This window comes from Alcaligenes sp. Marseille-Q7550 (assembly GCF_965112015.1).
The window spans coordinates 1,383,128-1,403,528 of the sequence record NZ_CBCOPU010000001.1 but is presented as its reverse complement, the minus strand read 5'-3'; the positions used below and the strand labels follow the sequence as shown (position 1 = coordinate 1,403,528).

The window sequence follows — 20,401 nt, the reverse complement described above, 5'->3', positions numbered from 1 at the left end:
GGCCAAGGAAGCGAAACGGATACGACGAAGAGAGGACACCATGGCTAGCCGCGGCTCAGAAGGGGGAAATGTTCAGGAAAAAGCGCTGCAGCCAACCCATGGTCTGGACCTCGTCCATGACGCCCTTGCTGCGGAACTCGATGCGGGCGTCCGCCACCTGGGTGGAAGACACCGTATTGCTGCCCGTGATGGAGCGCGGATCGACCACGCCCGAGAAGCGGATGTACTCGCTGCCGCGATTGATGGCGATCTGCTTCTCGCCCGCCACCTGCAGATTGCCGTTGGGCAGCACGCCCACGACCGTGGTGGTCAGCGTGCCGCTGAAGGTATTGTCGGCGCGGCTGGAGCCCTTGCCCTGCGCCTTGTTCGAGCCGGTGACCTCGAAATTCTGCTTGGCGCCCACCTCGTTGGGCAGCGCGGCCGGCGCCAGGGCGAAGTCCAGGCCGCCGCTGCCGCTGCGGTCCGTGTTCGTGGACACGTTCTTGGCGGCGTTGGTGCGCTCCTGGATCACGATGGTGACAATGTCGCCCACATTGCGCGGCCGGCGATCTTCGAACAGGGGATAGTTGCCATAGGCCGAGGGTTGGTAGATGGAGCCATTGGCAATGGCCGCCGGCAGGGGCGCGGGCGGCGGCGCGGCCGTCAGCGGCCCGGTCACCACGGGCTCGGGCGGAATCGGCGCGCAGCCCGGCAGGTCCAGCACCTGCCCAACAGCCAAACGCGCCAACCGGGCACTGCTCATCCTCGACAGCCCTTTCCGAACCTTACAGCTGCGTCAGACGGGCCAGCATCTGGTCGGCCGTCGATACGGCCTTGCTGTTGATTTCGTAGGCGCGCTGCGTGCTGATCATGTTGACCAGCTCTTCAGCCACATTGACGTTGGACGTCTCGTTGTACTCCTGCAGCACCAGTCCCGCGCCGTCCATGCCGGGCTGCAGGAAATTGGCGGGACCCGAGGCATCGGTCTCGATGTACAGGTTCTCGCCCATGCTCTGCAGGCCAGTGGGATTGATGAAGGTGCTCAACTGCAATTGGCCCACCTCCACGCTGGCGCCGGCCGCGCCGGGCTGGGTGACGGAGACGGTGCCGTCGCGCGCAATCGTGATCTGCAGCGCGTTATCGGGGATGTTGATGGGCGGCTGGATGGGCTAGCCGCCGGCCGTCACCAACTGGCCGTTCTGGTCCACCTGCAGGCTGCCGTCGCGGGTGTAGGCAAAGGTGCCGTCCGGCATCTCGACCTGCAGAAAGCCTCGGCCCTGGATGGCGATATCCATTTCATGTCCGGTGTTCTTCAGGTCGCCCTGGGAATGGATGCGCTCGGTGGCCACGGTGCGCACGCCCGTGCCGACCTGCAGGCCCGACGGCAGTTGATTGGCCGCGCCGACCTGGGCGCCGGGCTGGCGCAGGGTCTGGTACATCAGGTCTTCGAACACGGCGCGCGTGCGCTTGAAGCCGACCGTGTTGACGTTGGCCAGATTGTTGGAGATGACATCCATATTGGTCTGCTGCGCTTCCAGACCGGTCTTGGCAATCCACAGGGAGCGAATCATGAGTAATCCTTGCTGCTAGTTCCCAGCCGCGGGCGGGGTTCAGCCATTGAAAGAAAGAATCGAATTGGCGCGGTCTTCGCGCGCACCGGCTTCCTGGATGATCTTCATCTGCGACTCGAAGCGGCGCGAATTGGCGATCATGGCAACCATGGCCTCGGCCGGATTGACGTTGCTTTTCTCGATGAAACCGGCCACCAGGCGCACGGCCGGATCGGCCTGCGCGGGCGCGCCGTTGGCCTGGCGGAACAGGCCGTCCTGGCCGCGCACGAGGTCTGCGGCAGGCGGATTGACCAGTTTGAGCTGGCCCACCATCTGGATGTCGCGCGGATTGTCGCCCGCGCCCAGGGCGGTCAGCCGGCCGTCGCTGGAAAAAGTCACCGTACCGCGATCGGGCACTTCGATGGGCTGGCCGTCCACGCTCAACACCGGCAGGCCCGACTGCGTCACCAACTGGTTCTGGGCATTGACCGCCAGGTCGCCGGCGCGCGTGTAAGCCTCATCGCCGCCAGGCGTGCGTACGGCGAGCCAGCCCTCGCCGGCGATCGCCACATCCAGGGCATGGCCGGTCTCGGCCATGACGCCAGGCTGGAAGCGGCTGCCGGGAGACACCGTGGCCGTGGCCACGCGGGTCTGGGAGCCTATGTCGCTGACCACGGGCACGGAGCGGTAGTAGGCGAGCTGTTCGCGAAAGCCCGACGTGCTCAGGTTGGCCAGATTGTTGGTGATCACATCCTGCTGTTCCAGGATGCGCTGCGCGCCGTTCATGGCGGTGTAGATCAGACGGTCCATGACGGCTGTTAGCGCAGGTTGACCAGGGTCTGCAGGACCTGGTCCTGCGTCTTGATGGTCTGGGCGTTGGCCTGGTAGGTGCGCTGGGCGATGATCATGTTGACCAGTTCCTGGCCCATGTCCACATTGGATTCTTCAACCGCCTGCCCTTTCACGGTGGCCAGGCCGTTCTCGCCCGGGCGGCCCAGGATGGGCTGGCCGGAGGCCCCGGTCTCGGTCCAGGCATTGCCGCCAATGGGCTTGAGGCCCTGCAGGTTGCTGAAGTCGGCCAGCACGAGCGAGCCCAGGCGCATGGTCTCGCCATTGGTGTAGGCGGCGATGATGGTGCCGTCGCCGTCGATGGACATGCTGGCGTATTCGCCGGTGGCGTAGCCATCCTGGTAAGGGTTGCCGCGCGAAAACTCACCGCCGAACTGGGTGGTGCCGGTGTAGCGCAGGTCAAAGACCAGGTCATCGGCAGGCGAAACCGCGCCGCCCGGATTGGCCAGGGTGAGGCTCACGACAGCCGGATCGGTGGTCAGCACGCCCGCGCCGTTGAAGGTCAGCTTGGCCGAGGCCGGGTTGAGCGGAGTATCGCCCACCATGTAATAAACGTCCCACTCGCTGTCACCTGCGGCATTTGCCGGGCGCTTGGCGTAGTATTGAGTGACATTGTGGCTGTTGCCCAGCGAATCGTAGACCGTGTAATTGAAGGTTTGGGTATAAGTCGTATCGTCCTTGGGGTCAAAAGTCGGCACCATGACAGGATTGCCATTGGCATCCAGGACAGGAGTGCCATCCGGATTAAAACTCTGCTTTTCAGCCACAATACTTTCCGCATTGGCCGGCAGGTTCAGCTTCAGGCGCATTTCCGTGGTGGCCTTGGGCGGGATGTTGCCCGACGGCACCTGCAGGCGCTGCAGGGTGCTGGAGCCTTCTCCGTAACCGGTCAGATAATGGCCCTGGGCGTTGACCAGCATGCCTTCCTTGTTGGGAAAGAACTGGCCGTTGCGGGAATACACGACGGCGCCATTGGCCTGCTCCAGGCGGAACAGGCCTTTTTCGCCGTCGATGGCCATATCGAACTGATTGCCGGTGCTGCTGATGTTGCCGATGGAGAAACGCTGGTTGACGCGCGAGACCTGCACGCCCAGACCGATGCGCGAGTTGGCGTAGACGTCCGCGAACTGCACCGTGGAGGACTTGTAGCCCACCGTGCCGGCGTTGGCGATATTGTTGCCGATGGCGTCCAGGTTCTGGGAGGCAGCGTTCAAGCCGCTCAAGCCTTGTCCGAAACTCATGAGTATTCCTTTTGTTTAACCGTTGAACAGGTCCGGCGCGCGCGCGGGCCTTACATGATTTTGCGTATGTCCAGCAGGGAGTAAGAACCCGCCAGTCCCAGGTCCAGCTTCAATCCAGTGGAGGTGTAGGCCACGCTGCCCACCTTCCCGTAAGTCAGGGCTTCCGCAGTGACGGCCTCGCCGTCATTGCTCGCCAGCACCTTGGCGGTGTAGGCGCCGTCGGCCAGCGGCAGGCCGTCGTTGTCAAGTCCGTCCCATTCCATGGAATAGACGCCGGCCTTCAGGGCGCCCTTGTCGTACTCGCGCACCACCTTGCCGCTGCTGTCCAGGATCTGGACCTTGGTCGTGGTGCTCGAGCTCGGCCAGGTCTATGCCGAACGGCGTGGCGACCTTCTGGCCTTCCGCGTCGCTGCCCAGCAACACCTTGCTGCCGGGAACCAGGACCTCCTTGCCGATCAGCCCGGCCGCCTGCATGGACTGGGTCACATCCATCTGGCCGGCCACGGCCATCAGGGTGTTGTTCAGCTGCGTGATGCCATTGACGGTCGACATCTGCGCGATCTGCGAAGTGACCTGGGCGTTGTCCATGGGGTTGAGGGGGTCCTGGTTACGCAGCTGCGTCACCAACAGCGTCAGGAAACGATCCTGCGTGTCGGCCATCAGGTTCTTGCTCTGGGCGTTGGCCATGCCCAGTGCGGCGACCGACGCATCAACGTTGTTATTGACAGTGCTCAAGATCTGCTCCGTATTCGGGCTTACTGACCGATGCTCAAAGTGCGCATCATGAGATTCTTGGAGGTATTGATCACCTCCACGTTGGCCTGGTAGGAACGCGAGGCCGCAATCATGTTGACGGTCTCGGCCACCACGTCCACATTGGGCATCATCACGTAGCCTTGTTCGTCCGCATGCGGATTGCCCGGGTCATACTGCAGGCGACCGGGCGCCGAACTTTCGCGCACGGCCGCGACCTGCACGCCGCCGATCGGGCTCTGCCCCTGGGGCGTCATCTGGAAAACGACCTCGCGGGCCTTGTAAGGCTGGCCATCGGGCCCCGCCACGCTGTCGGCATTGGCGATATTGCTGGCCGACACGTTCAGGCGCTGGGACTGGGCCGCCAGCGCGGAGCCGGCGATCTGGAAAATGCTGAGACTGGACATGGGAACTCGCGCTTATTGCTGCAGGGCGGTCATCAGGCCCTTGAGGCGCTGTGACAGAAGACTGATGGTGCTCTGGTAATGCATGGTGTTGTCGGCGAACTGCACGCGCTCGACGTCCATCTCGACCGTATTGCCGTCGATGGAAGGCTGGGTGGGCAGGCGATACAAGAGCTGGTCCGTGACCGGCGGCGTCACGGCCTTGGCCGCGATATGGCGCGCCGAGGTCAGGGACAGGCTGGTATCGGGCAGGCGCTGATTGCCTCCCCCGCCCAGGGCGGCCTTGAGCGACGCGGAGAAATCCATATCCCGCGCCTTATAATTAGGCGTGTCGGCATTGGCGATATTGGAAGCCAGCACTTCCTGGCGCTCCTGGCGCACAGCCAGGGCGGTCTGGTAGAACTTCAGGTCGGCACCGATGCGATCGATCATGGAATCAAGCGGAAATCACTATGGGTTCGAAACGGGTGAACAGGCGCAAGCCTTTCACCGCCATAACAGAATGGTAGCCAGAGGCGTCCAGGCACAAACCAGGGAACAAAACGCTATTTGTCTGCCAGTTCTTCTCTTGACGACGAGCCCGACTCCGTAAAATGCCTTCATGACGCCCAATCGCCTGCTTTCCGTCCTGTACCTGTCCGCCGCCTGCCTGGCCTGCCCGGCGGGCGCGCAGCAGCCGCAACAAGAACAGCAGGAGCAGCCCGCCGTCCAGACGGTCGAGGACATGCAGGCCATGGTGCACGACTACCTTCTGGCGCAGGCGCAGGTCCTTCCCGGCCAGGCGCAGATCACCCTGGACGCGGCGCGCCTGCACGCCATGCCGGCCTGCCGCCAGGCCCAGGCCTTCCTGCCCAGCGGCCAGCGCCTGCGCGCGCGCATGAGCGTGGGCGTGCGCTGCCTGGCCCCCCAGCCCTGGAGCAGTTCGGTGAACGCCACCTTGTCGGTCCAAGGCCACTACTACGTCACCAATCGCCGCATCAATCCAGGAGAGACAATCAGCCTGGACGATCTGGTGGCGCGCGAAGGAGATTTGCTGCAACTGGCTTCCGGCGTGGCATTCGACCCAAGCCAGATCGTGGGCTTTGTCGCCAGCCAGCGCATCGCCCTGGGCACTCCCATCCGCAGCTCGGCGTTGCGCGATCCGCAGTCGGTCATGCGCGGCCAGACCGTGCGCACCATCGCGCGCGGCGCGGGCTTCGTGGCGACGGGCGAAGGCCAGGCCCTGCAGAGCGGCGCGCCTGGCATGCAGATCCAGATCAAGGCCAGTTCCGGGCAGATCATTTCGGCCACCGTGCTGGACGCCTCCACCGTCCAGGTCATGATGTAGGACGGGAATCCGCCGCCATGCTAAAGTTCCCGGCTGCCCCGCCGTTACAAGATCAACGCAAAGAACAGGCCCCACGGAGAAACACGTGAAAATCACCACCTCCCCTCTCAAGACGCCCGTGGCTGAACGCAGCGGCACCGTCTCCAGCCAGGCGCGCAATGCCTACGGCGCCGGTTCGCCGACCGCCAGCCAGGAAGTGGATTTCAGCGCCGCCGCCCGGCAGCTCAATTCCCTGCAGGACAGCGCCGGCGACGTGGACATGCAGAAAGTCAGCGCCCTGCGCGATGCCATCGCCTCGGGGCAACTGAAGATCGACACCAGCCGCATCGCGGACTCGCTCATCGCCACCGCGCGCGACCTTCTCAAATAAACCCGCTCCGCCACGGCCATGTCTTTGCAAAACTGCCTCGCCGACCACCTGCAGACGCTGCGGACTCTTGAAACCCTGCTGATCGACGAGAACGCGCTGCTGTTGCGCGCTTTCGAACCCCAGGAACTGGCGCAGATCACCTTGCGCAAATACCAGATCCTGGAGCAGATCGAGCAGCTCGAACAACAGCGCGTCGCCTTGCTTCAGGACCGGCAGCTGGATACGCAAGCCCAAGGCTTGCGGTTGGCTGCGGAGCAGGACCAGCTCCAGGACGAGCTCGAACAGATGTTCGAGCTCAGCGATCGCGTGCGTTCCCTGAGCGAAAACAACGGGATACTGGTGGACGCCTTCCTGGCGGACAACCAGCAAGCGCTCGACGCCCTGGCCGCCTTCAGCGGGCGCACCCATTTCTACGACGCGTCGGGCAAGTCGCAGTCCAGCAGCTCGCCGCTCAGCCTCAAGGCCTGAACGCAAGCGCTGCACTCAAGTCAAAGGCCCCTCGCGAGGGGCCTTTGTTCTGTCTGCTTGGCCGCTGTGGCCGCCATTGGTCCGCTCAGCTCATGGCTTCCTTGAGCACCAGCATCTTGACCAGGGCGTCCACCGATTGCCCCGTCTTCAGTGCGCCCTTTCCCAACAAGCGGCCGGCCAGTTGGCGCACGCCCATGTTTTCCGGAGCCTGCAACAGATCCCACGCCGCCAGGCTCATCTGGCCCGCCGCCAGCAGACGAAGCTCCTCGTCGGCGGCGGAGGCGGCCGGCCGCAAGAATGGCAGCATGGGCGCCAGCAGGCGCGCCATGTCCTGAGCTTCGGCGCGCAACATCATGTAGCAGGCCAGGCTGGCTGGCGCGATGGGCTCGACGCCATCACGCATGTGCACCAGCGCGAACCGTGTCTTGAGCACCTTGCCGTCGTGGCGGCGCACCGTGCGCAGCAAGACCAGGTCGAACGGCACCGGGGGCGCGTTCCTCTGCCTCAGGTGCACCCGCGTATGCGCATGCCAGAGGGCGATCTCGCCCAGGCGCAAGCGTCCCAGGGACTCCATGTGCAGGCGGGCGGGCAAGTCCGGTACGGCATGGAAAGACAATTGCTTGCACAAGGCATTGGGCGTGGTCTGCCCATCCTTGTGCCACAAGGAGGAGGCGCCCGGAATCAGCGCCAGCCAGTCGGCGGGCATGGCCGCCCACTGCCGCCACATCGTGGGCGAGCCGCCTTCGAATATATGCAGCAGGCTCACGGGATCCGCCTGGCTGTTGAGCACTTCCATGGCCTGGCTCAAAGCCTGGGCGGGACTGGGGCGCTGCAGCGTGCGCACGCCCCGCGCGTCGGACCAGTCCGCCGGGGATTGGCGCTGATAATACGGCACGCTCAGGGCCTGGCCCTGAGGACTGAAGAGATAGCTCAGGGACAACTGCTCCTGGCCGCCTGTCAGTGCCTGATCCGCATGGATGACCAGCAGGCGCTTGACGTCCGCATCCGTCATTTCCTGCCGCGCGGCGCGCATCAAGGCCGCTCCTCGCTGTGCGACCTCGCCCAGCTCCGGCTGGACGTCCTGCGCGTGCAGATCCCTCCAGAAATCATACGCCTCCGCACAGGCCAGACGCTCGTCCAGGACGGCGGCCGCGCGCCGCGCCTGCTCCACCGACACGGGAGCCCCGGCCGAGGCCGCGGCCAACAGCCGTGGCAGCACCCGCGCGCGGCGTTCCTGCTCCAGCTCCTGTTCCTGGGCAATCTGTCCGTCCGACTGCAGCAAGGCAGCCAGATCGCCTTGAGTGGGCGAATACAGCGGCCGTTGGCTTTCGCGCACCTGCAAGGCCGAGTCCACCAGTTCGGCGGCGGACATGAAGCGCAGGTCCTCGGGCACCTTCTGGCCGGTGGACACATAATGGATGGGCAGCTTGAAGCGGATGGCCGTGTCCAGCGGGGCCCCCAGCTTGATGGCTTCGTCGACCTTGGACACGATGCAGCCGCTCAGCGGCGTGCCGCCGTCCTGGGTATAGCTGCGTGCCACTTCATCCAGCGTGTCGCCCTGGCTGGCCGCGTTGAGCACCAGCAGGCGCTGCACGCGCCGGCCGGCCCCCGCCAGCAGCGCCGCCTGCTCGCGCACGTAGCGGTCGCGCTGGCTGATGCCCACGTTGTCGATCAGGATCAGTTGGTCGGGGCGCACGCCCAGCACCAGGCTGCGCAACTGCTGCACGTCCTGGACGATATGCACCGGCACCCGCATCAGATCGCCGTAGATCTTGAGCTGCTCGTGCGCGCCGATCCGGTAGGTATCCGTGGTCAGCAGGACCCCGCGCTCCGGGCCGAAACGACGCACGGCCCGCGCCGCCAGCTTGGCCAGCGTGGTGGTCTTGCCCACGCCCGTGGGGCCGACCAGCGCCAGCGCCAGTCCGGGCTGCCACAGGGACTCTTCGGAGCGCAGCACCGGCAGATGCGTCTCCAGTTCGGTGCGCGCCCATTGCAGAGCGGCGCGAGCGCTGAGATTGTCCGGCAGGCGCTTGAGCATGGCGCGCAGCAGGGCCGTGCTGAACCCCTGCGCCAGCAAGGACTGGAATAGATTGACGGCCACTGGCGAGCGCCGCATCTGGTGGCTCCAGACCAGATCGTCCATGCGCCCTTCCAGGGCTCCCCGCAAGGCGCCGATGGCGCCCATGACATTGTCGGCGCCCGGCGGCGGCGCCATCTCCTGGCGCATGCCGGCCGCCTGGTTGGGAGCCGGCGCAGGGGCGACCGGCGCAGGCACGTCGCGGATGGCGGATTCCGGCACCGATGTGGCGTCGGTGGCCAGGATCTCGACGCCGCCGTTGACGCGGCGGTTGGAAACGATCAAGGCATCCGGCCCGAGTGCGATGCGCACCTGGCGCATGGCTTCCCGGCTGGTACTGCCAAAAAAACGGCTTATATTCATGCGGACTGACCAATGATTGTTGTCACCCGAAGCATGCGCTCTTCAGGAATTTCGGCATTCGACAAGACTCCCAGCTGCGGGATGTGATGACGCAGGAAACGCGCCAGGGACGCGCGCAAGACGGGCGGCACGACCAGCACCGGAGGATCGCCGTGCTCTTCCTGGAACTGCGAAGCGCGCATGGCTTCGGTCAGGACGGATTCGGCCAGGCCCGGCTCCAGGGCGCCGCTGCTGGTCAGCGCCTGCGTCAGCACGCGTTCCAGGCGCGCATCCAGGCCGATGACGCGCAACTCGCCCTCGCCCGGGAACCACTGCTGGATGATGGCCCGGCCCAAGGCCACGCGCAGCACGGCCAGCAACTCGCCGGCCTCGTTGCCGGTAGCGGCGCCATTCTGGCCCAGCAGCCGCGGCGCATGCTCGGCCAGGGTCTCCACGATGGTGCGCATGTCGCGGATGGGCACATCCTCGGCCAGCAGGCCGCGCAGGACCTTGAGCAGCAGGCTGAGCGAAATGGTCTGCGGAACGAAGTCCTCGACCAGCTTGGGCGCCTCGCGGCCCACGTGATCCAGCAGTTGCTGAACTTCCTGACGGCCCAGCAGGTCGGCGCCATGGCGATGCAGCAGATGATTGATGTGCGTGGCGATCACCGTGCTGGCGTCCACCACGGTGTAGCCGGCGATCTGCGCCTGCTCGCGCAGCGACACGTCCACCCAGACGGCGGGCAGGCCGAAGGCGGGATCGGTGGTCGGCGTGCCGGGCAGCTTCATGGTGACCCCGCCCGGATCGATGGCCAGCCACTGGCCCGGGGTGGCCGTGTCGCGGCCGATCTCCACGCCCGACAGCAGGATGCGGTAATCGTGGGGCTTGAGCTCCAGGTTGTCGCGTATGTGCACGACGGGCGGCAGGAAGCCCACGTCCTGGGCGAATTTCTTGCGCAGGCTGCGGATGCGATGCAGCAACTCCCCGTTCTGGGCGTGATCCACCAGGGAAATGAGCCGGTAGCCCACCTCCAGCCCCAAGGGATCCGCCATGGTCACATCGCCCCAGCTGGCTTCGGCCGCCGCCGCCTCGGCAGTCGCCTGGACCTGCTCGGGCGGCTCCCCGGCCTGCTGGACTTGTTCGGCCTGGTGCTTCTGCATCATCCAGGCGCCGCCGGCCAGAATGGCCGCCAGCAGCAGAAAGACCAGATTGGGTATGCCCGGAATCAAGCCCATCAATCCCAGGATGCCCGCCGTGATGTACATCACCACGGGATTGCGGAACAACTGGCTGACCATCTGCTGGCCCACGTCTTCGTCCGTGGCCACGCGCGAGACCACCACGCCGGCCGCCGTGGAGATGATCAGGGCGGGAATCTGGGCCACCAGACCGTCGCCGATGGTCAGCAGCGTGTAGACGCGGCCGGCCTCCGAGAAAGACAGATCATGCTGCAGCACGCCGATGATCAGGCCACCGATCACGTTGATGACCATGATGAGCAGGCCCGCGACCGCATCGCCGCGCACGAACTTGCTGGCGCCGTCCATGGAGCCGTAGAACTCGGCCTCCTGGGACACTTCGCTGCGCCGGCGACGCGCCTCGTCCTCGCCGATCAGGCCGGCGTTCAGATCGGCGTCGATGGCCATCTGCTTGCCCGGCAAGGCGTCCAGGGTGAAGCGCGCGCCCACTTCCGCGATGCGCCCCGCGCCCTTGGTGATCACCACGAAGTTGATGATCACCAGGATCACGAAGACGATCAGGCCGACGGCGAAGTTGCCTCCGACCAGGAAATGCCCGAATGCCTCGATCACCTGCCCCGCTGCGTCCGGCCCCTTGTGACCGTGCATCAGCACCACCCGAGTCGAGGCCACGTTCAGCGCCAGCCGCAGCAGGGTCGCGAACAGCAGCACGGCCGGGAAGGCGGCGAAGTCCAGCGGCTTCTTGGTGAACATGGCCACCAGCAGGATCATGACGGCCAGCGCGATGTTGAACGTGAACAGCAGATCCAGAATGAACGGCGGCAAGGGAAGAATCATCATGGCCATGACCATGAGGATGAGCACCGGGCCGGCCATCATGCGGGCGTGCTGCCCGCCGTTCTGTTTGAATAGAGCGAAAATAGAGTTCATTGCGTCAGTGTGTGCGCGAATGCAGGCGGCCGGCATCCATGCCGGCCGGCACGTTCAGCCGGGTGGGCGTCACGGGCCGTTCGCCCTGCCCTTTGTTCCAGTTGCGGAGCTGGTAGACCCAGGCCAGGACCTCCGCCACCGCGGCATACAGGTCCACGGGAATCTCCCGCTCCAGTTCGACATTGAAATACAGGGCGCGCGCCAGGGCCGGGGCCTCGAGCATGGCCACGTGGTGCTGCGCGGCCGCCGCCCGTATGCGCGCCGCGACCAGGCCCGTGCCCTTGGCCACCACGCGCGGCGCCGAGCCATTGCCCTCCTGGTAGCGCAGGGCCACCGCGTAATGCGTGGGGTTGGTCACCACGACATCGGCCGCCGGCACCTGCGCCATCATGCGCGAGCGCGCCATGGCGCGCTGCTGCTGGCGAATGCGGCCCTTCACGTGCGGATCGCCTTCGCTTTCCTTGTGTTCTTCCTTGACGTCCTGGCGCGACATGCGCATCTTCTTGTAGAAACTCCAGAGCTGCCAGGGCGCATCGATCAGCACGATGACCAGCAGACTGGCCGCGATCAACGCACAGCATTTGATGATGATGCCCATGCCCGAGGCGATGGCCTCGGTCGGACTGGCGTACATCAGCGCCGTCATCTGGTCGCGGTGGGACCAGATGACATACACCGCCACGGAGCCGACCAAGCCGGCCTTGGCCAGCGTCTTGATCAGCTCCACGACCGTCTGGGCGGAGAACATGCGCTGCACGCCCTTGAGCGGATTCATGCGCTCGAACTTGGGCGCCAGCGCCTTGTTGCTGAACGTCATGCCGCCCAGCGCCATGGAAGCAAGCATGGCCACGACCACCAGCAGGAGAAACAGCGGCGCCAGGCCCAGCAGCGCCTCGAACGCCAGGTTGGCCGCCTGCGTGACCATGACCTTGGAATCATGGCCCAGACGCGGGTCGAACCATACGCTGCGCCGCACGACACCGCTCAGGGTCTCGTAGAAATGGCCCGCTCCCACCCAGATGCCCCCTATGCCCGCGCACAGCATCAGGAAAGTCGTCAGCTCCCGGGAACGCGCGATCTGCCCTTCTTCCCGCGCCTTTTCCAGGCGCCGGGGCGAGGCCGGTTCGGTTTTTTCGAGATCGCTGTCTTCTGCCATTGACTGCCGAGACGCATGGGATTGAATGGGTGGACGGGGAGCCGGCGCCCAGCGCGGGACCTACGCCCGCACTGCCGCCGACCGTCATTCTAAGAGACCTGCACCCTCCTGATAGCCGGGAGCTAAGGCGATAAACACGGGCTGTTCCCGCGCAAGAAAAAATGCCCCCACGCTGCGCCTTCGGCTTGCTGCCCCCCGAGGGGGCGCTTTCTGCCTTGGGGCGGCCCGGCGGCAAAAAAAGCGCCGCCATGGGCAGCGCCTTGAAAAAATTTGCCCGCAGGCAGGCGCAGGGCAGGATCTAGAACCCCAGATTGGCCAGCAGATCGTCCACCTGATCCTGGCTGGTGACCACCTCGGAAGCCGTCGCCGACACCACCGGCCCGTTGATCAGGCTGTTCGTCTCTTCGCGCTTTTCGGTAGGCACATTGTCCACCAGCACCTGCACCAGTTCAGTCTCGATGGCGCCGACCACGCCCAGCATGCGCGTGATCACCTGACCGGTCAGGTCCTGGAAGTCCTGAGCCATGATGATCTCCAGCAGATTGTCCTGGGTCTGCTGCGCCTTGACCGGCACGTCGCTGAGAAAGGCGCGGGTGCGTTTGACCAGGTCGCGCGCCTGGTCCTGATCCAGAGGCTGATCGAACCACTGTTCCCACTGGGCGTCCAGCTCCTGGGCGTCGGCCTGCAGGGTTTCCTGCAACGGACGGACCTGCTCGGCGGCGTTCAGCACGCGATTGGCGGCCTGCTCCGTCATGCGAGCCACATAATGCAGGCGGTCGCGCGCATCGGGAATGGCGTGCGCGGCATCCTTGATCGCCTGATCCAACCCCAATTCGCGCATGCTTTCGCGCAGCATGCGGGTCAGGTTCGCGATGCGGTAGACCAGATCGGCCGGGACGTTCTGCGGTTCCGGGTGGGTGGGTGTTTGCTGTGGGTCCATGTCGTCCTCCGTTTCAACCGCCCATCTTTTCGAATATCTTGTTCAGCTTCTCTTCGAGCGTCGCAGCGGTAAAGGGTTTGACCCCGTAGCCGTTGGCGCCGGCCTGCGCCGCGGCAATGATGTTCTCCTTCTTGGCCTCGGCCGTGACCATCAGCACGGGCAGGGAGGACAGGTTCGCGTCGGCGCGGATCTGCTTGAGCATCTCCAGGCCGTCCAGGTTCGGCATGTTCCAGTCCGACACCACGAACTCGAAATTGCCGTTGCGCAGCTTCTCCAGCCCCATCTGGCCGTCCTCGGCCTCGTCCACATTTTCGTAGCACAGATCCTTGAGCAGGTTCTTGATGATCCGACGCATGGTCGGGAAATCATCGACAACGAGAATTTTTAAGTTTTTTTGTACCATTCACATTCTCCAATTGAGTAACTGCCAGTGCGCTTCGGCCCGCTTAGACGCGGTGACCGAAGGCCCCCACACTGGCCAGAATTCGTTCACTGATCTGCCCCAGGGGCAGCGCAACTTCGGCGGCGCCGATCTGCAAGGCCTCGCGCGGCATGCCGAACACCACGCAGGTGGCTTCGTCCTGCGCGAAGGTCTGGGCGCCGGCCTGCTTCATGGCCAGCAGGCCCTGCGCGCCGTCCTTGCCCATGCCGGTCAGAATGAGGCCCACGGCGTTGCGGCCGGCCACCTCGGCGGCGGAATGGAACAGGACATCCACGGACGGACGGTGCCGGTTGACCGGCTCGCTGTCCACCAGCTTGACCACATAATTGGCCCCCGAGCGCGCCAGCTTCATATGCGCCACCCCGCCCGGGGCCAGGTACACGTGGCCGGGCAGCACGCGCTGGCCATCCTCGGCTTCGTGCACCTGCATGGCGCACAGCCCGTCCAGGCGATTCACGAAAGAGCGGGTGAAGCCCGCCGGCATGTGCTGGGTGATCATGATGCCCGGGCAATTGGCCGGCAAGGGCTCAAGCACCTGGCGGATGGCCTCGGTGCCGCCGGTGGACGCGCCGATCATGATGAGCTTCTCCGTGGTGGAGAACGCATGCGTGAGCTTGCGCACAGGCTCGGCGCCCGCCGGTTGGGGCGCAGCGCGGCGCGGCCGCGCGATCGAGGCTGCGCGTATCTTGTCGGCGATCAGGTCCGAATAGTCTAGCAAGCCGTCGCGCAGGCCCAGCTTGGGCTTGGTGACGAAATCCACCGCGCCCAGCTCCAGCGCCCGCAGGGTGACGTCGGAATTGCGCTCGGTCAGCGAGGACACCATGACCACGGGCATGGGGCGCAGGCGCATCAGCCGCTCCAGGAAGTCCAGGCCGTCCATGCGCGGCATTTCCACATCCAGCGTCAGCACATCCGGATTGTGTTCCTTGATGAGCTCGCGCGCGACCAGCGGATCCGGCGCCACGGCCACGACCTCCATGTCCGCATGGCTGTTGATGATCTCCACCATGAGGCTGCGCACCAGGGCGGAGTCGTCCACACATAAAACTCGAATTTTCTTCATTGCTGCAAAGTCCCGATTCCGAGCGCCGAGGGCGGTCAATCCCTGACGTAGACCGTCTGGCCCAGCAGGCGGAACGCCTTGGTCAGGTAGGAGAAGTTTTCAGAATGCCCGACGAACAGCAGCCCGCCCGGCTTGATGACGGCGGCGAACCGCTCCAGGATGCGTGTCTGGTCTTCGCGGTCGAAATAGATCATCGTGTTGCGACAGAAGATCACGTCGAAGCTGTTGTTCGCCGGCCAGGCCGAACCCACCAGATTGAACTCGTCGAATTCCACCATCTGGCGCAGCGCCGGCTTGACGCGGGCTAGCCCCTTGCGCGCGCCCACCCCGCGCTGGAAATAGCGCGGCAGCCAGGCTTCGGGCACCGGCTCGATGCGCTCCAGGGTGTAGACGCCCTGGCGGGCCTTGTCGAGCGCGTCCGAGTCGATATCGGTCGCCAGGATGGAGACCCCCGAATCGGGGGAAGCGCAATGCTCGCGCACCGTCATGGCGATGGAATAGGCTTCTTCGCCCGTGGAGGCCGCGCTGCACCAGATGTCCAGCGGCTTGGGCCGCTTGCTGACGAACTTGCCCAGGATGTCGAAGTGATGCTGTTCGCGAAAGAAGGCCGTGTGATTGATGGTGAAGGCGTTGACGAAGTCCTGCCATTGCAGGCTGTGCGAATCACGCTCCAGGAGGTCCAGGTACTGGCGCACCTCCGTCATGCCGGCTTTCTGGGTGCGCATGCCCAGCGTCCGGGCCACCATGTCTTCCTTGTGGGTTCCCAGAATGATGCCCGCATGGGACTTGAGCAGGCGCGCGGCCCGCTCGCAATCCGCGCGCGAGGCTTGCGGAATGACCGGCAGTGTATAGACGAAAGGTTCCACAGGTGTACTCATAGACTACAGGCTGGCCAGCGCCCCGCCCAAAGGTCTTGCCGACAAGGCGGGATCCGAACCGGAACGGCCCAGCTCTGGAGTGTCGAAGGGCACATCGATGACGTCCTGCGCGCTGACCTTGAAGGCCGCCACGGCGTCCGACAGGCGCGTGGCCTGGTCCTGCAGGGAGCCTGCCGCGGCCGTCGCCTGCTCGACCAGGGCGGCGTTCTGCTGCACTACCGTATCCATCTGCGTCACGGCGCGGTTGACCTGCTCGATGCCTTCGGATTGTTCGTTGGAGGCGGAGGAAATCTCCGCCATGATGGTCGTGACGCTCTGCACGGCCGCCACCACTTCCTTGACGACTTCGCCAGCCTCGTCGACCTGCCGGGTGCCGGCTTCCACCTTGGCCAGCGATTCCTCGATCAAGCCCTTGATCTCGCGGGCCGCCTGGGCGCTGCGCTGCGCCAGGCTGCGCACTTCGCCCGCCACCACGGCGAAACCCTTGCCCTGCTCGCCAGCGCGGGCGGCTTCCACGGCCGCATTCAGAGCCAGGATGTTGGTCTGGAACGCGATCCCGTCGATCACGCTGACGATATGGGCGATCTGGCCCGAACTGGCCGATAGTTCTTCCATGGTCCGAACGACCGTGGCCACGGCCGCGCCGCCGCGCAGGGCGACTTCGGAGGCGCCCTTGGCAACCCGGTCCGCCTGCAGGGCATTGTCCGAATTCTGCCGCACGGTGCTGGCCAGTTCTTCCATGCTGGCCGCCGTCTCCTGCAGGGAGGAGGCCTGATCCTCGGTGCGGCTGCTCAGATCCGTATTGCCCATGTAGATCTCGCGCGAGCTGAAGGTGATCTCTTCCACGCCCTCGCGCACCGTCATGACCATGCGCTGCAAGCTGCTCTGCATGCGGCGCACGGCGTCATAGAGCACGCCGATCTCGTTGGTGGAGCTCATCTCCACGCGCTGGGTCAGGTCGCCGCCGGCGATGCGGTCGAAATGCTCCCCGGCCTGGCGCAGCGGACGCAGCACCATGCGGTTCAGGAATACATAGACGGCCAGGGCGATCAGCACGCAGAGGATCATGGCCAGCCCCACCAGACGGATGACCAGGTTGTACTGGTCCGCTTCCTTCTGGTACTGGGCGTCGATGGAGGCCTGCTGATTCCGGTGCAAGGTGCCCAGGGCGCTGTACAGGTCTTCTTCCAGCAGCTTGGTGGTCGTGGTGACGTAACTGCGGAATTCGCTGATGTCGCCCTTGTCCAGATAGGAGATCAAGGGCAGCACGCCGCCCTGCATCAGGGAGGCGAAGGCGGCGTCCACGCGCGAATAATAGCCGTCGCCGTCCTTGAGCTGCTTGGCCATTTCCTGGTAGTGCGCAAAAGCTTTCTGCGTCTGGTCGAACTGCTTGCGGGCCGCATCCATGATCTCGCGCGTGGCCGAGCTGATGGCATTGGCCGTGTCGCCGTCGCCCCACTGGGACATGAGCTCCTGATTCTGGAGATCGCTGTTGACCACGTAGCTGACGGCTGCGCGCCCGAGCAGGGTCTGGGTGTCCTTGTAGCGCTCGATGGCCTGGTACATGGCAGAGCCGACACGCTGATTGGTCACGATGCTCTGCAGGGCCAGATTGTTGCCGCGCAGGGACAATATCCCCAGGGCCGCGCCTGCAACCAGCATCAGCAAAAAGAACACCAGCACCAGAATCAGACTGGTACGCACCTTCAGATTGGCCAACCGTAATCCATCCAGCATTACAAGCACCTTGTCTAGAGTAGACCCGAACACCGGAGGCACTTTTGGCGCCTCCCCCGACCTGCGCCTCCTGCGGCGATCAGGCCACTGCGCTGTCGACCAGCGCCATTTCCTCGCTGGTCATGAGTTTTTCGATATCGACCAGGATCAGCATGCGCTCGCCGAGCGTGCCGATGCCGGTCAGGTATTCCGTGGAGAAGGCCGTGCCGAAGCTGGGCGCGGCGCTGATCTGCGAGGATTGCAGCACGAGCACGTCGGACACCCCGTCCACCACCACGCCCACGACGCGCTCCTTCAGGTTCAGGATCACGACGACGGTCTGGTGGTCGTAGTCCACTTTCTCCATGTTGAAGCGGATGCGCAGGTCCACGATGGGCACGATCACGCCGCGCAGATTGGTCACGCCCTTGATGAAACCGGGCACATTGGCGATGCGCGTCACGGTCTGGGTGTCGTAGCCGCGGATTTCCTGCACCTTCAGGATGTCGATGCCGTATTCCTGGTCGCCCAGAGTGAAAACCAGGTACTCCTTGCCGCCGACTTCAGCGGCTTCGGAATGGGAATTAAAGTCGTTGGACATGCATGTCTCCGGATAGATCAGACCAGCGCGGCGGCGCGATCGCGGGCCAGACGCTGTAAGGCAAATACATCAACAATCAGGGCTACGCTGCCGTCACCAAGAATGGTTGCCGCGGAAATCCCCGGAATCTTGCGATAGTTGGCTTCCAGGTTCTTGACCACCACCTGGTGCTGGCCGATGAGATGGTCGACCAGCAGCGCGAAACGCATGTCCTCGGCCTGCAGGATGACGGCGATGGCGCGCGTCACGTCGACTTCGGCGTCCTCCACCGAGAAGATGTCCCGCAGGGAGATCAGGGGCAGGTACTCGCCGCGCACGAACATGACGTGGTCGGTTTCCGAGACGCGACGCAACTGTTCATGGGTGGGCTGCATGGATTCGGTCACGTGCGCCAGGGGCAGGATGAACACTTCCTTGCCCACCTGCACCGACATGCCGTCCAGGATGGCCAGGGTCAGGGGCAGCACGATGCGGGTGGTGGTGCCCACCCCGGCGCGCGAATAGAGCTGCACATGGCCGCCCATGCTCTGGATGTTGCGTCGCACCACGTCCATGCCCACGCCCCGGCCCGAGATTTCCGTGACCTTGTCGGCGGTCGAGAAGCCCGGGGCGAAGATCAGTTGCCAGACTTCGTCGTCCGGCATGGTTTCGCTGACAGGCAGCCCCGAGGACATGGCCTTCTTCAGGATCTTGTCGCGATTCAGGCCCGCGCCGTCGTCCACGACTTCGATGATGATGTGCCCGCCCTGGTGCTGCGCGGACAGCGTCAGCACGCCCTCGGCATCCTTGCCCGCGGCGATGCGATCCTCCGGCATCTCGATGCCGTGGTCGATGCTGTTGCGCACCAGGTGCGTCAGCGGATCGATGATGCGTTCGATCAGGCTCTTGTCCAGCTCGGTCGCCTGCCCCTTGGTGACCAGGCGGATCTGCTTGTTCATGCGGGCGGCGCTCTCGCGCACCACGCGGGGGAAGCGGCTGAACACGTAGTCCATGGGCATCATGCGAATGGACATGACCGATTCCTGCAGGTCGCGCGCATTGCGCTCGAGCTGTTCGATGCCGTTGAGCAGCCGGTCGTGCACGACCGGATCCAGCGTGGAGGCCGTCTGCACCAGCATGGCCTGGGTGATGACGAGTTCGCCCACCAGATTGATGATCTGGTCCACTTTCTCGACGCCCACGCGTATGGTGCCCGACTCCTTGGCGGCGGCCGGCTTGGCGGCGTTCGCCGCGGGTTTGGCGGCTGGCTTGGCAGCAGCCGGGGCGGGCGCGCTTTCGGGGTGCGCTGCGGGAGCGGCCGCAACTGGCTGGGCCGAGGCGGCAGGCTCGGGCGCCGGCGCGGCGGATGTCGCTGCGTGGGCGGCCTGGGAAGGCGCCGCGCTGAACTTGACCGTCACCTGGTCAGCGTTGACCACGAAGCAGCAAACGGCCTGGATGTCATCGGCCGAGGCCGTGGTTTCCAGCCAGATGTCCAGACGCTGGCCCTCGCGCGACTGGTGCACGATGGTGCCCATCAATTCCATTTCCTGCTGCAGGGCCTCGGCATCCTTGTCGGACACAGGGCCCAGCGACACCCACAGGGGCAGTCCCGACGTCTCGGCAGGCTGGGCCGGCTCAGGTTCGGGCTCCGGTTCAGGCTCGGCCGCAACGGCGGGCGCCTGCTCCTGCGTGGTCAGGATGCCCTTCTGTTCCAGGGCCAGCTGCCGCAATTGTTCGCAGATGCGGCGGTAGGCGTCCTCGTCGGGATCCTCTCCATCGCGGTAGGCGGTGACTTGTCCGGTTAACACGTCCTTGGTTTCCAGAAAAAGGTCGATCATGTCCTTGCGCAGTTGCATTTCGCCGTTGCGGACCAGGTCCAGCAGGTTCTCGAGCAGGTGCGTGGTCTCAGCCAGCTGGGTGAAGCAGCCAAATGTACCCGCCCCGCCCTTGATCGAATGGGCGGCACGGAAGATGGCGTTCAACTGGTCGCGATCGGGCTGGTCCAGGTCCAGCTCCAGCAGCAAGCGCTCCATGTCGGCCAGCAGCTCATCGGCTTCATCGAAAAAGGTTTCGTAAAACTGACTCAGATCTACGCCGGAGCTCATGAACACTTCCTTCTTGGTAATGGCTTAGAACA

The 20,401-nt window shown here is 64.8% G+C and carries 18 protein-coding genes and 2 pseudogenes; 3 read left to right on the top strand and 17 right to left on the bottom strand.

The window, feature by feature from the left end:
• Positions 1-55: 55 nt before the first annotated feature.
• From ACWPWO_RS06670 to flgB, 7 genes and pseudogenes are all read right to left on the bottom strand, one after another.
• Entirely contained in the window at positions 56-742 is a 687-nt protein-coding gene (locus ACWPWO_RS06670; protein ID WP_454005376.1) for a flagellar basal body L-ring protein FlgH, read from the bottom strand.
• A gap of 22 nt (positions 743-764) precedes the next feature.
• Positions 765-1,550: pseudogene (gene flgG, locus ACWPWO_RS06665) on the bottom strand (flagellar basal-body rod protein FlgG).
• Positions 1,551-1,589: 39 nt separating this feature from the next.
• The gene (flgF, locus tag ACWPWO_RS06660; RefSeq protein WP_454005374.1) at positions 1,590-2,339 is read right to left on the bottom strand and encodes a flagellar basal-body rod protein FlgF; all 750 of its coding nucleotides are present in this window, start codon (positions 2,337-2,339) and stop codon (positions 1,590-1,592) included.
• Between the two features lie 8 nt (positions 2,340-2,347).
• Positions 2,348-3,619, bottom strand: a complete 1,272-nt coding sequence (flgE, locus tag ACWPWO_RS06655) for a flagellar hook protein FlgE (RefSeq protein ID WP_454005373.1) — start codon at positions 3,617-3,619, stop codon at positions 2,348-2,350.
• Positions 3,620-3,669: 50 nt separating this feature from the next.
• A pseudogene (locus ACWPWO_RS06650) lies at positions 3,670-4,354 on the bottom strand (flagellar hook capping FlgD N-terminal domain-containing protein).
• A 20-nt stretch (positions 4,355-4,374) separates the two neighbouring features.
• Positions 4,375-4,779 carry a flagellar basal body rod protein FlgC gene (gene flgC, locus ACWPWO_RS06645; protein ID WP_394065153.1) on the bottom strand — a complete coding sequence of 135 codons (405 nt, stop codon included), beginning with the start codon at positions 4,777-4,779 and terminating at the stop codon, positions 4,375-4,377.
• Between the two features lie 12 nt (positions 4,780-4,791).
• Positions 4,792-5,208 carry a flagellar basal body rod protein FlgB gene (gene flgB / locus ACWPWO_RS06640; protein ID WP_394065152.1) on the bottom strand — a complete coding sequence of 139 codons (417 nt, stop codon included), beginning with the start codon at positions 5,206-5,208 and terminating at the stop codon, positions 4,792-4,794.
• A gap of 169 nt (positions 5,209-5,377) precedes the next feature.
• Between flgB and flgA the strand changes: the two genes are divergently transcribed.
• From flgA to flgN, 3 genes are all read left to right on the top strand, one after another.
• Positions 5,378-6,103, top strand: a complete 726-nt coding sequence (flgA, locus tag ACWPWO_RS06635) for a flagellar basal body P-ring formation chaperone FlgA (RefSeq protein WP_454005371.1) — start codon at positions 5,378-5,380, stop codon at positions 6,101-6,103.
• 85 nt (positions 6,104-6,188) lie between these two features.
• The gene (gene flgM / locus ACWPWO_RS06630; RefSeq protein ID WP_454005369.1) at positions 6,189-6,473 is read left to right on the top strand and encodes a flagellar biosynthesis anti-sigma factor FlgM; all 285 of its coding nucleotides are present in this window, start codon (positions 6,189-6,191) and stop codon (positions 6,471-6,473) included.
• Between the two features lie 18 nt (positions 6,474-6,491).
• Positions 6,492-6,941, top strand: coding sequence for a flagellar export chaperone FlgN (gene flgN / locus ACWPWO_RS06625; protein ID WP_454005367.1), 450 nt, complete (start codon positions 6,492-6,494; stop codon positions 6,939-6,941).
• A gap of 85 nt (positions 6,942-7,026) precedes the next feature.
• Here the strand turns inward: flgN and flhF are convergent, their stop codons facing one another.
• From flhF to cheA, 10 genes are all read right to left on the bottom strand, one after another.
• Positions 7,027-9,381: a flagellar biosynthesis protein FlhF gene (gene flhF / locus ACWPWO_RS06620; RefSeq protein WP_454005365.1), complete on the bottom strand. Its 2,355-nt coding sequence runs from the start codon at positions 9,379-9,381 to the stop codon at positions 7,027-7,029.
• Positions 9,378-11,489, bottom strand: coding sequence for a flagellar biosynthesis protein FlhA (gene flhA / locus ACWPWO_RS06615; protein WP_454005363.1), 2,112 nt, complete (start codon positions 11,487-11,489; stop codon positions 9,378-9,380). Before flhA ends, flhF begins: the two co-directional genes overlap by 4 nt.
• Before the next feature lie 4 nt (positions 11,490-11,493).
• The gene (flhB, locus tag ACWPWO_RS06610) at positions 11,494-12,645 is read right to left on the bottom strand and encodes a flagellar biosynthesis protein FlhB (protein ID WP_454005361.1); all 1,152 of its coding nucleotides are present in this window, start codon (positions 12,643-12,645) and stop codon (positions 11,494-11,496) included.
• Between the two features lie 298 nt (positions 12,646-12,943).
• Positions 12,944-13,585 carry a protein phosphatase CheZ gene (gene cheZ / locus ACWPWO_RS06605; RefSeq protein WP_454005359.1) on the bottom strand — a complete coding sequence of 214 codons (642 nt, stop codon included), beginning with the start codon at positions 13,583-13,585 and terminating at the stop codon, positions 12,944-12,946.
• A gap of 13 nt (positions 13,586-13,598) precedes the next feature.
• Complete coding sequence (gene cheY, locus ACWPWO_RS06600) at positions 13,599-13,988, bottom strand: chemotaxis response regulator CheY (RefSeq protein WP_454005357.1); 390 nt, start codon at positions 13,986-13,988, stop codon at positions 13,599-13,601.
• 43 nt (positions 13,989-14,031) lie between these two features.
• Complete coding sequence (locus tag ACWPWO_RS06595) at positions 14,032-15,090, bottom strand: protein-glutamate methylesterase/protein-glutamine glutaminase (RefSeq protein WP_454005355.1); 1,059 nt, start codon at positions 15,088-15,090, stop codon at positions 14,032-14,034.
• A 35-nt stretch (positions 15,091-15,125) separates the two neighbouring features.
• A complete protein-coding gene (locus ACWPWO_RS06590; RefSeq protein WP_454005353.1) occupies positions 15,126-15,968 on the bottom strand; it encodes a CheR family methyltransferase in 843 nt (280 codons plus the stop codon).
• Between the two features lie 3 nt (positions 15,969-15,971).
• On the bottom strand, positions 15,972-17,705 hold the full coding sequence (locus ACWPWO_RS06585) for a methyl-accepting chemotaxis protein (protein ID WP_454005351.1): 1,734 nt from the start codon (positions 17,703-17,705) through the stop codon (positions 15,972-15,974).
• A 79-nt stretch (positions 17,706-17,784) separates the two neighbouring features.
• Positions 17,785-18,285, bottom strand: coding sequence for a chemotaxis protein CheW (locus tag ACWPWO_RS06580; protein ID WP_394065140.1), 501 nt, complete (start codon positions 18,283-18,285; stop codon positions 17,785-17,787).
• 17 nt (positions 18,286-18,302) lie between these two features.
• On the bottom strand, positions 18,303-20,369 hold the full coding sequence (gene cheA / locus ACWPWO_RS06575) for a chemotaxis protein CheA (protein ID WP_454005349.1): 2,067 nt from the start codon (positions 20,367-20,369) through the stop codon (positions 18,303-18,305).
• Positions 20,370-20,401 lie beyond the last annotated feature (32 nt).

Coding starts and splice junctions, on each gene's coding strand:
- flgN (WP_454005367.1), top strand. CDS start 6,492: ATGTCTTTGCAAAACTGCCTCGCCGACCACCTGCAGACGCTGCGGACT.
- flgE (WP_454005373.1), bottom strand. CDS start 3,619: ATGAGTTTCGGACAAGGCTTGAGCGGCTTGAACGCTGCCTCCCAGAAC.
- cheA (WP_454005349.1), bottom strand. CDS start 20,369: ATGAGCTCCGGCGTAGATCTGAGTCAGTTTTACGAAACCTTTTTCGAT.
- ACWPWO_RS06590 (WP_454005353.1), bottom strand. CDS start 15,968: ATGAGTACACCTGTGGAACCTTTCGTCTATACACTGCCGGTCATTCCG.
- flhB (WP_454005361.1), bottom strand. CDS start 12,645: ATGGCAGAAGACAGCGATCTCGAAAAAACCGAACCGGCCTCGCCCCGG.
- ACWPWO_RS06580 (WP_394065140.1), bottom strand. CDS start 18,285: ATGTCCAACGACTTTAATTCCCATTCCGAAGCCGCTGAAGTCGGCGGC.
- flgC (WP_394065153.1), bottom strand. CDS start 4,779: ATGTCCAGTCTCAGCATTTTCCAGATCGCCGGCTCCGCGCTGGCGGCC.
- cheZ (WP_454005359.1), bottom strand. CDS start 13,585: ATGGACCCACAGCAAACACCCACCCACCCGGAACCGCAGAACGTCCCG.
- flgB (WP_394065152.1), bottom strand. CDS start 5,208: ATGATCGATCGCATCGGTGCCGACCTGAAGTTCTACCAGACCGCCCTG.
- flgF (WP_454005374.1), bottom strand. CDS start 2,339: ATGGACCGTCTGATCTACACCGCCATGAACGGCGCGCAGCGCATCCTG.
- flhA (WP_454005363.1), bottom strand. CDS start 11,489: ATGAACTCTATTTTCGCTCTATTCAAACAGAACGGCGGGCAGCACGCC.
- ACWPWO_RS06595 (WP_454005355.1), bottom strand. CDS start 15,090: ATGAAGAAAATTCGAGTTTTATGTGTGGACGACTCCGCCCTGGTGCGC.
- cheY (WP_454005357.1), bottom strand. CDS start 13,988: ATGGTACAAAAAAACTTAAAAATTCTCGTTGTCGATGATTTCCCGACC.
- flhF (WP_454005365.1), bottom strand. CDS start 9,381: ATGAATATAAGCCGTTTTTTTGGCAGTACCAGCCGGGAAGCCATGCGC.
- ACWPWO_RS06585 (WP_454005351.1), bottom strand. CDS start 17,705: ATGCTGGATGGATTACGGTTGGCCAATCTGAAGGTGCGTACCAGTCTG.
- ACWPWO_RS06670 (WP_454005376.1), bottom strand. CDS start 742: ATGAGCAGTGCCCGGTTGGCGCGTTTGGCTGTTGGGCAGGTGCTGGAC.
- flgA (WP_454005371.1), top strand. CDS start 5,378: ATGACGCCCAATCGCCTGCTTTCCGTCCTGTACCTGTCCGCCGCCTGC.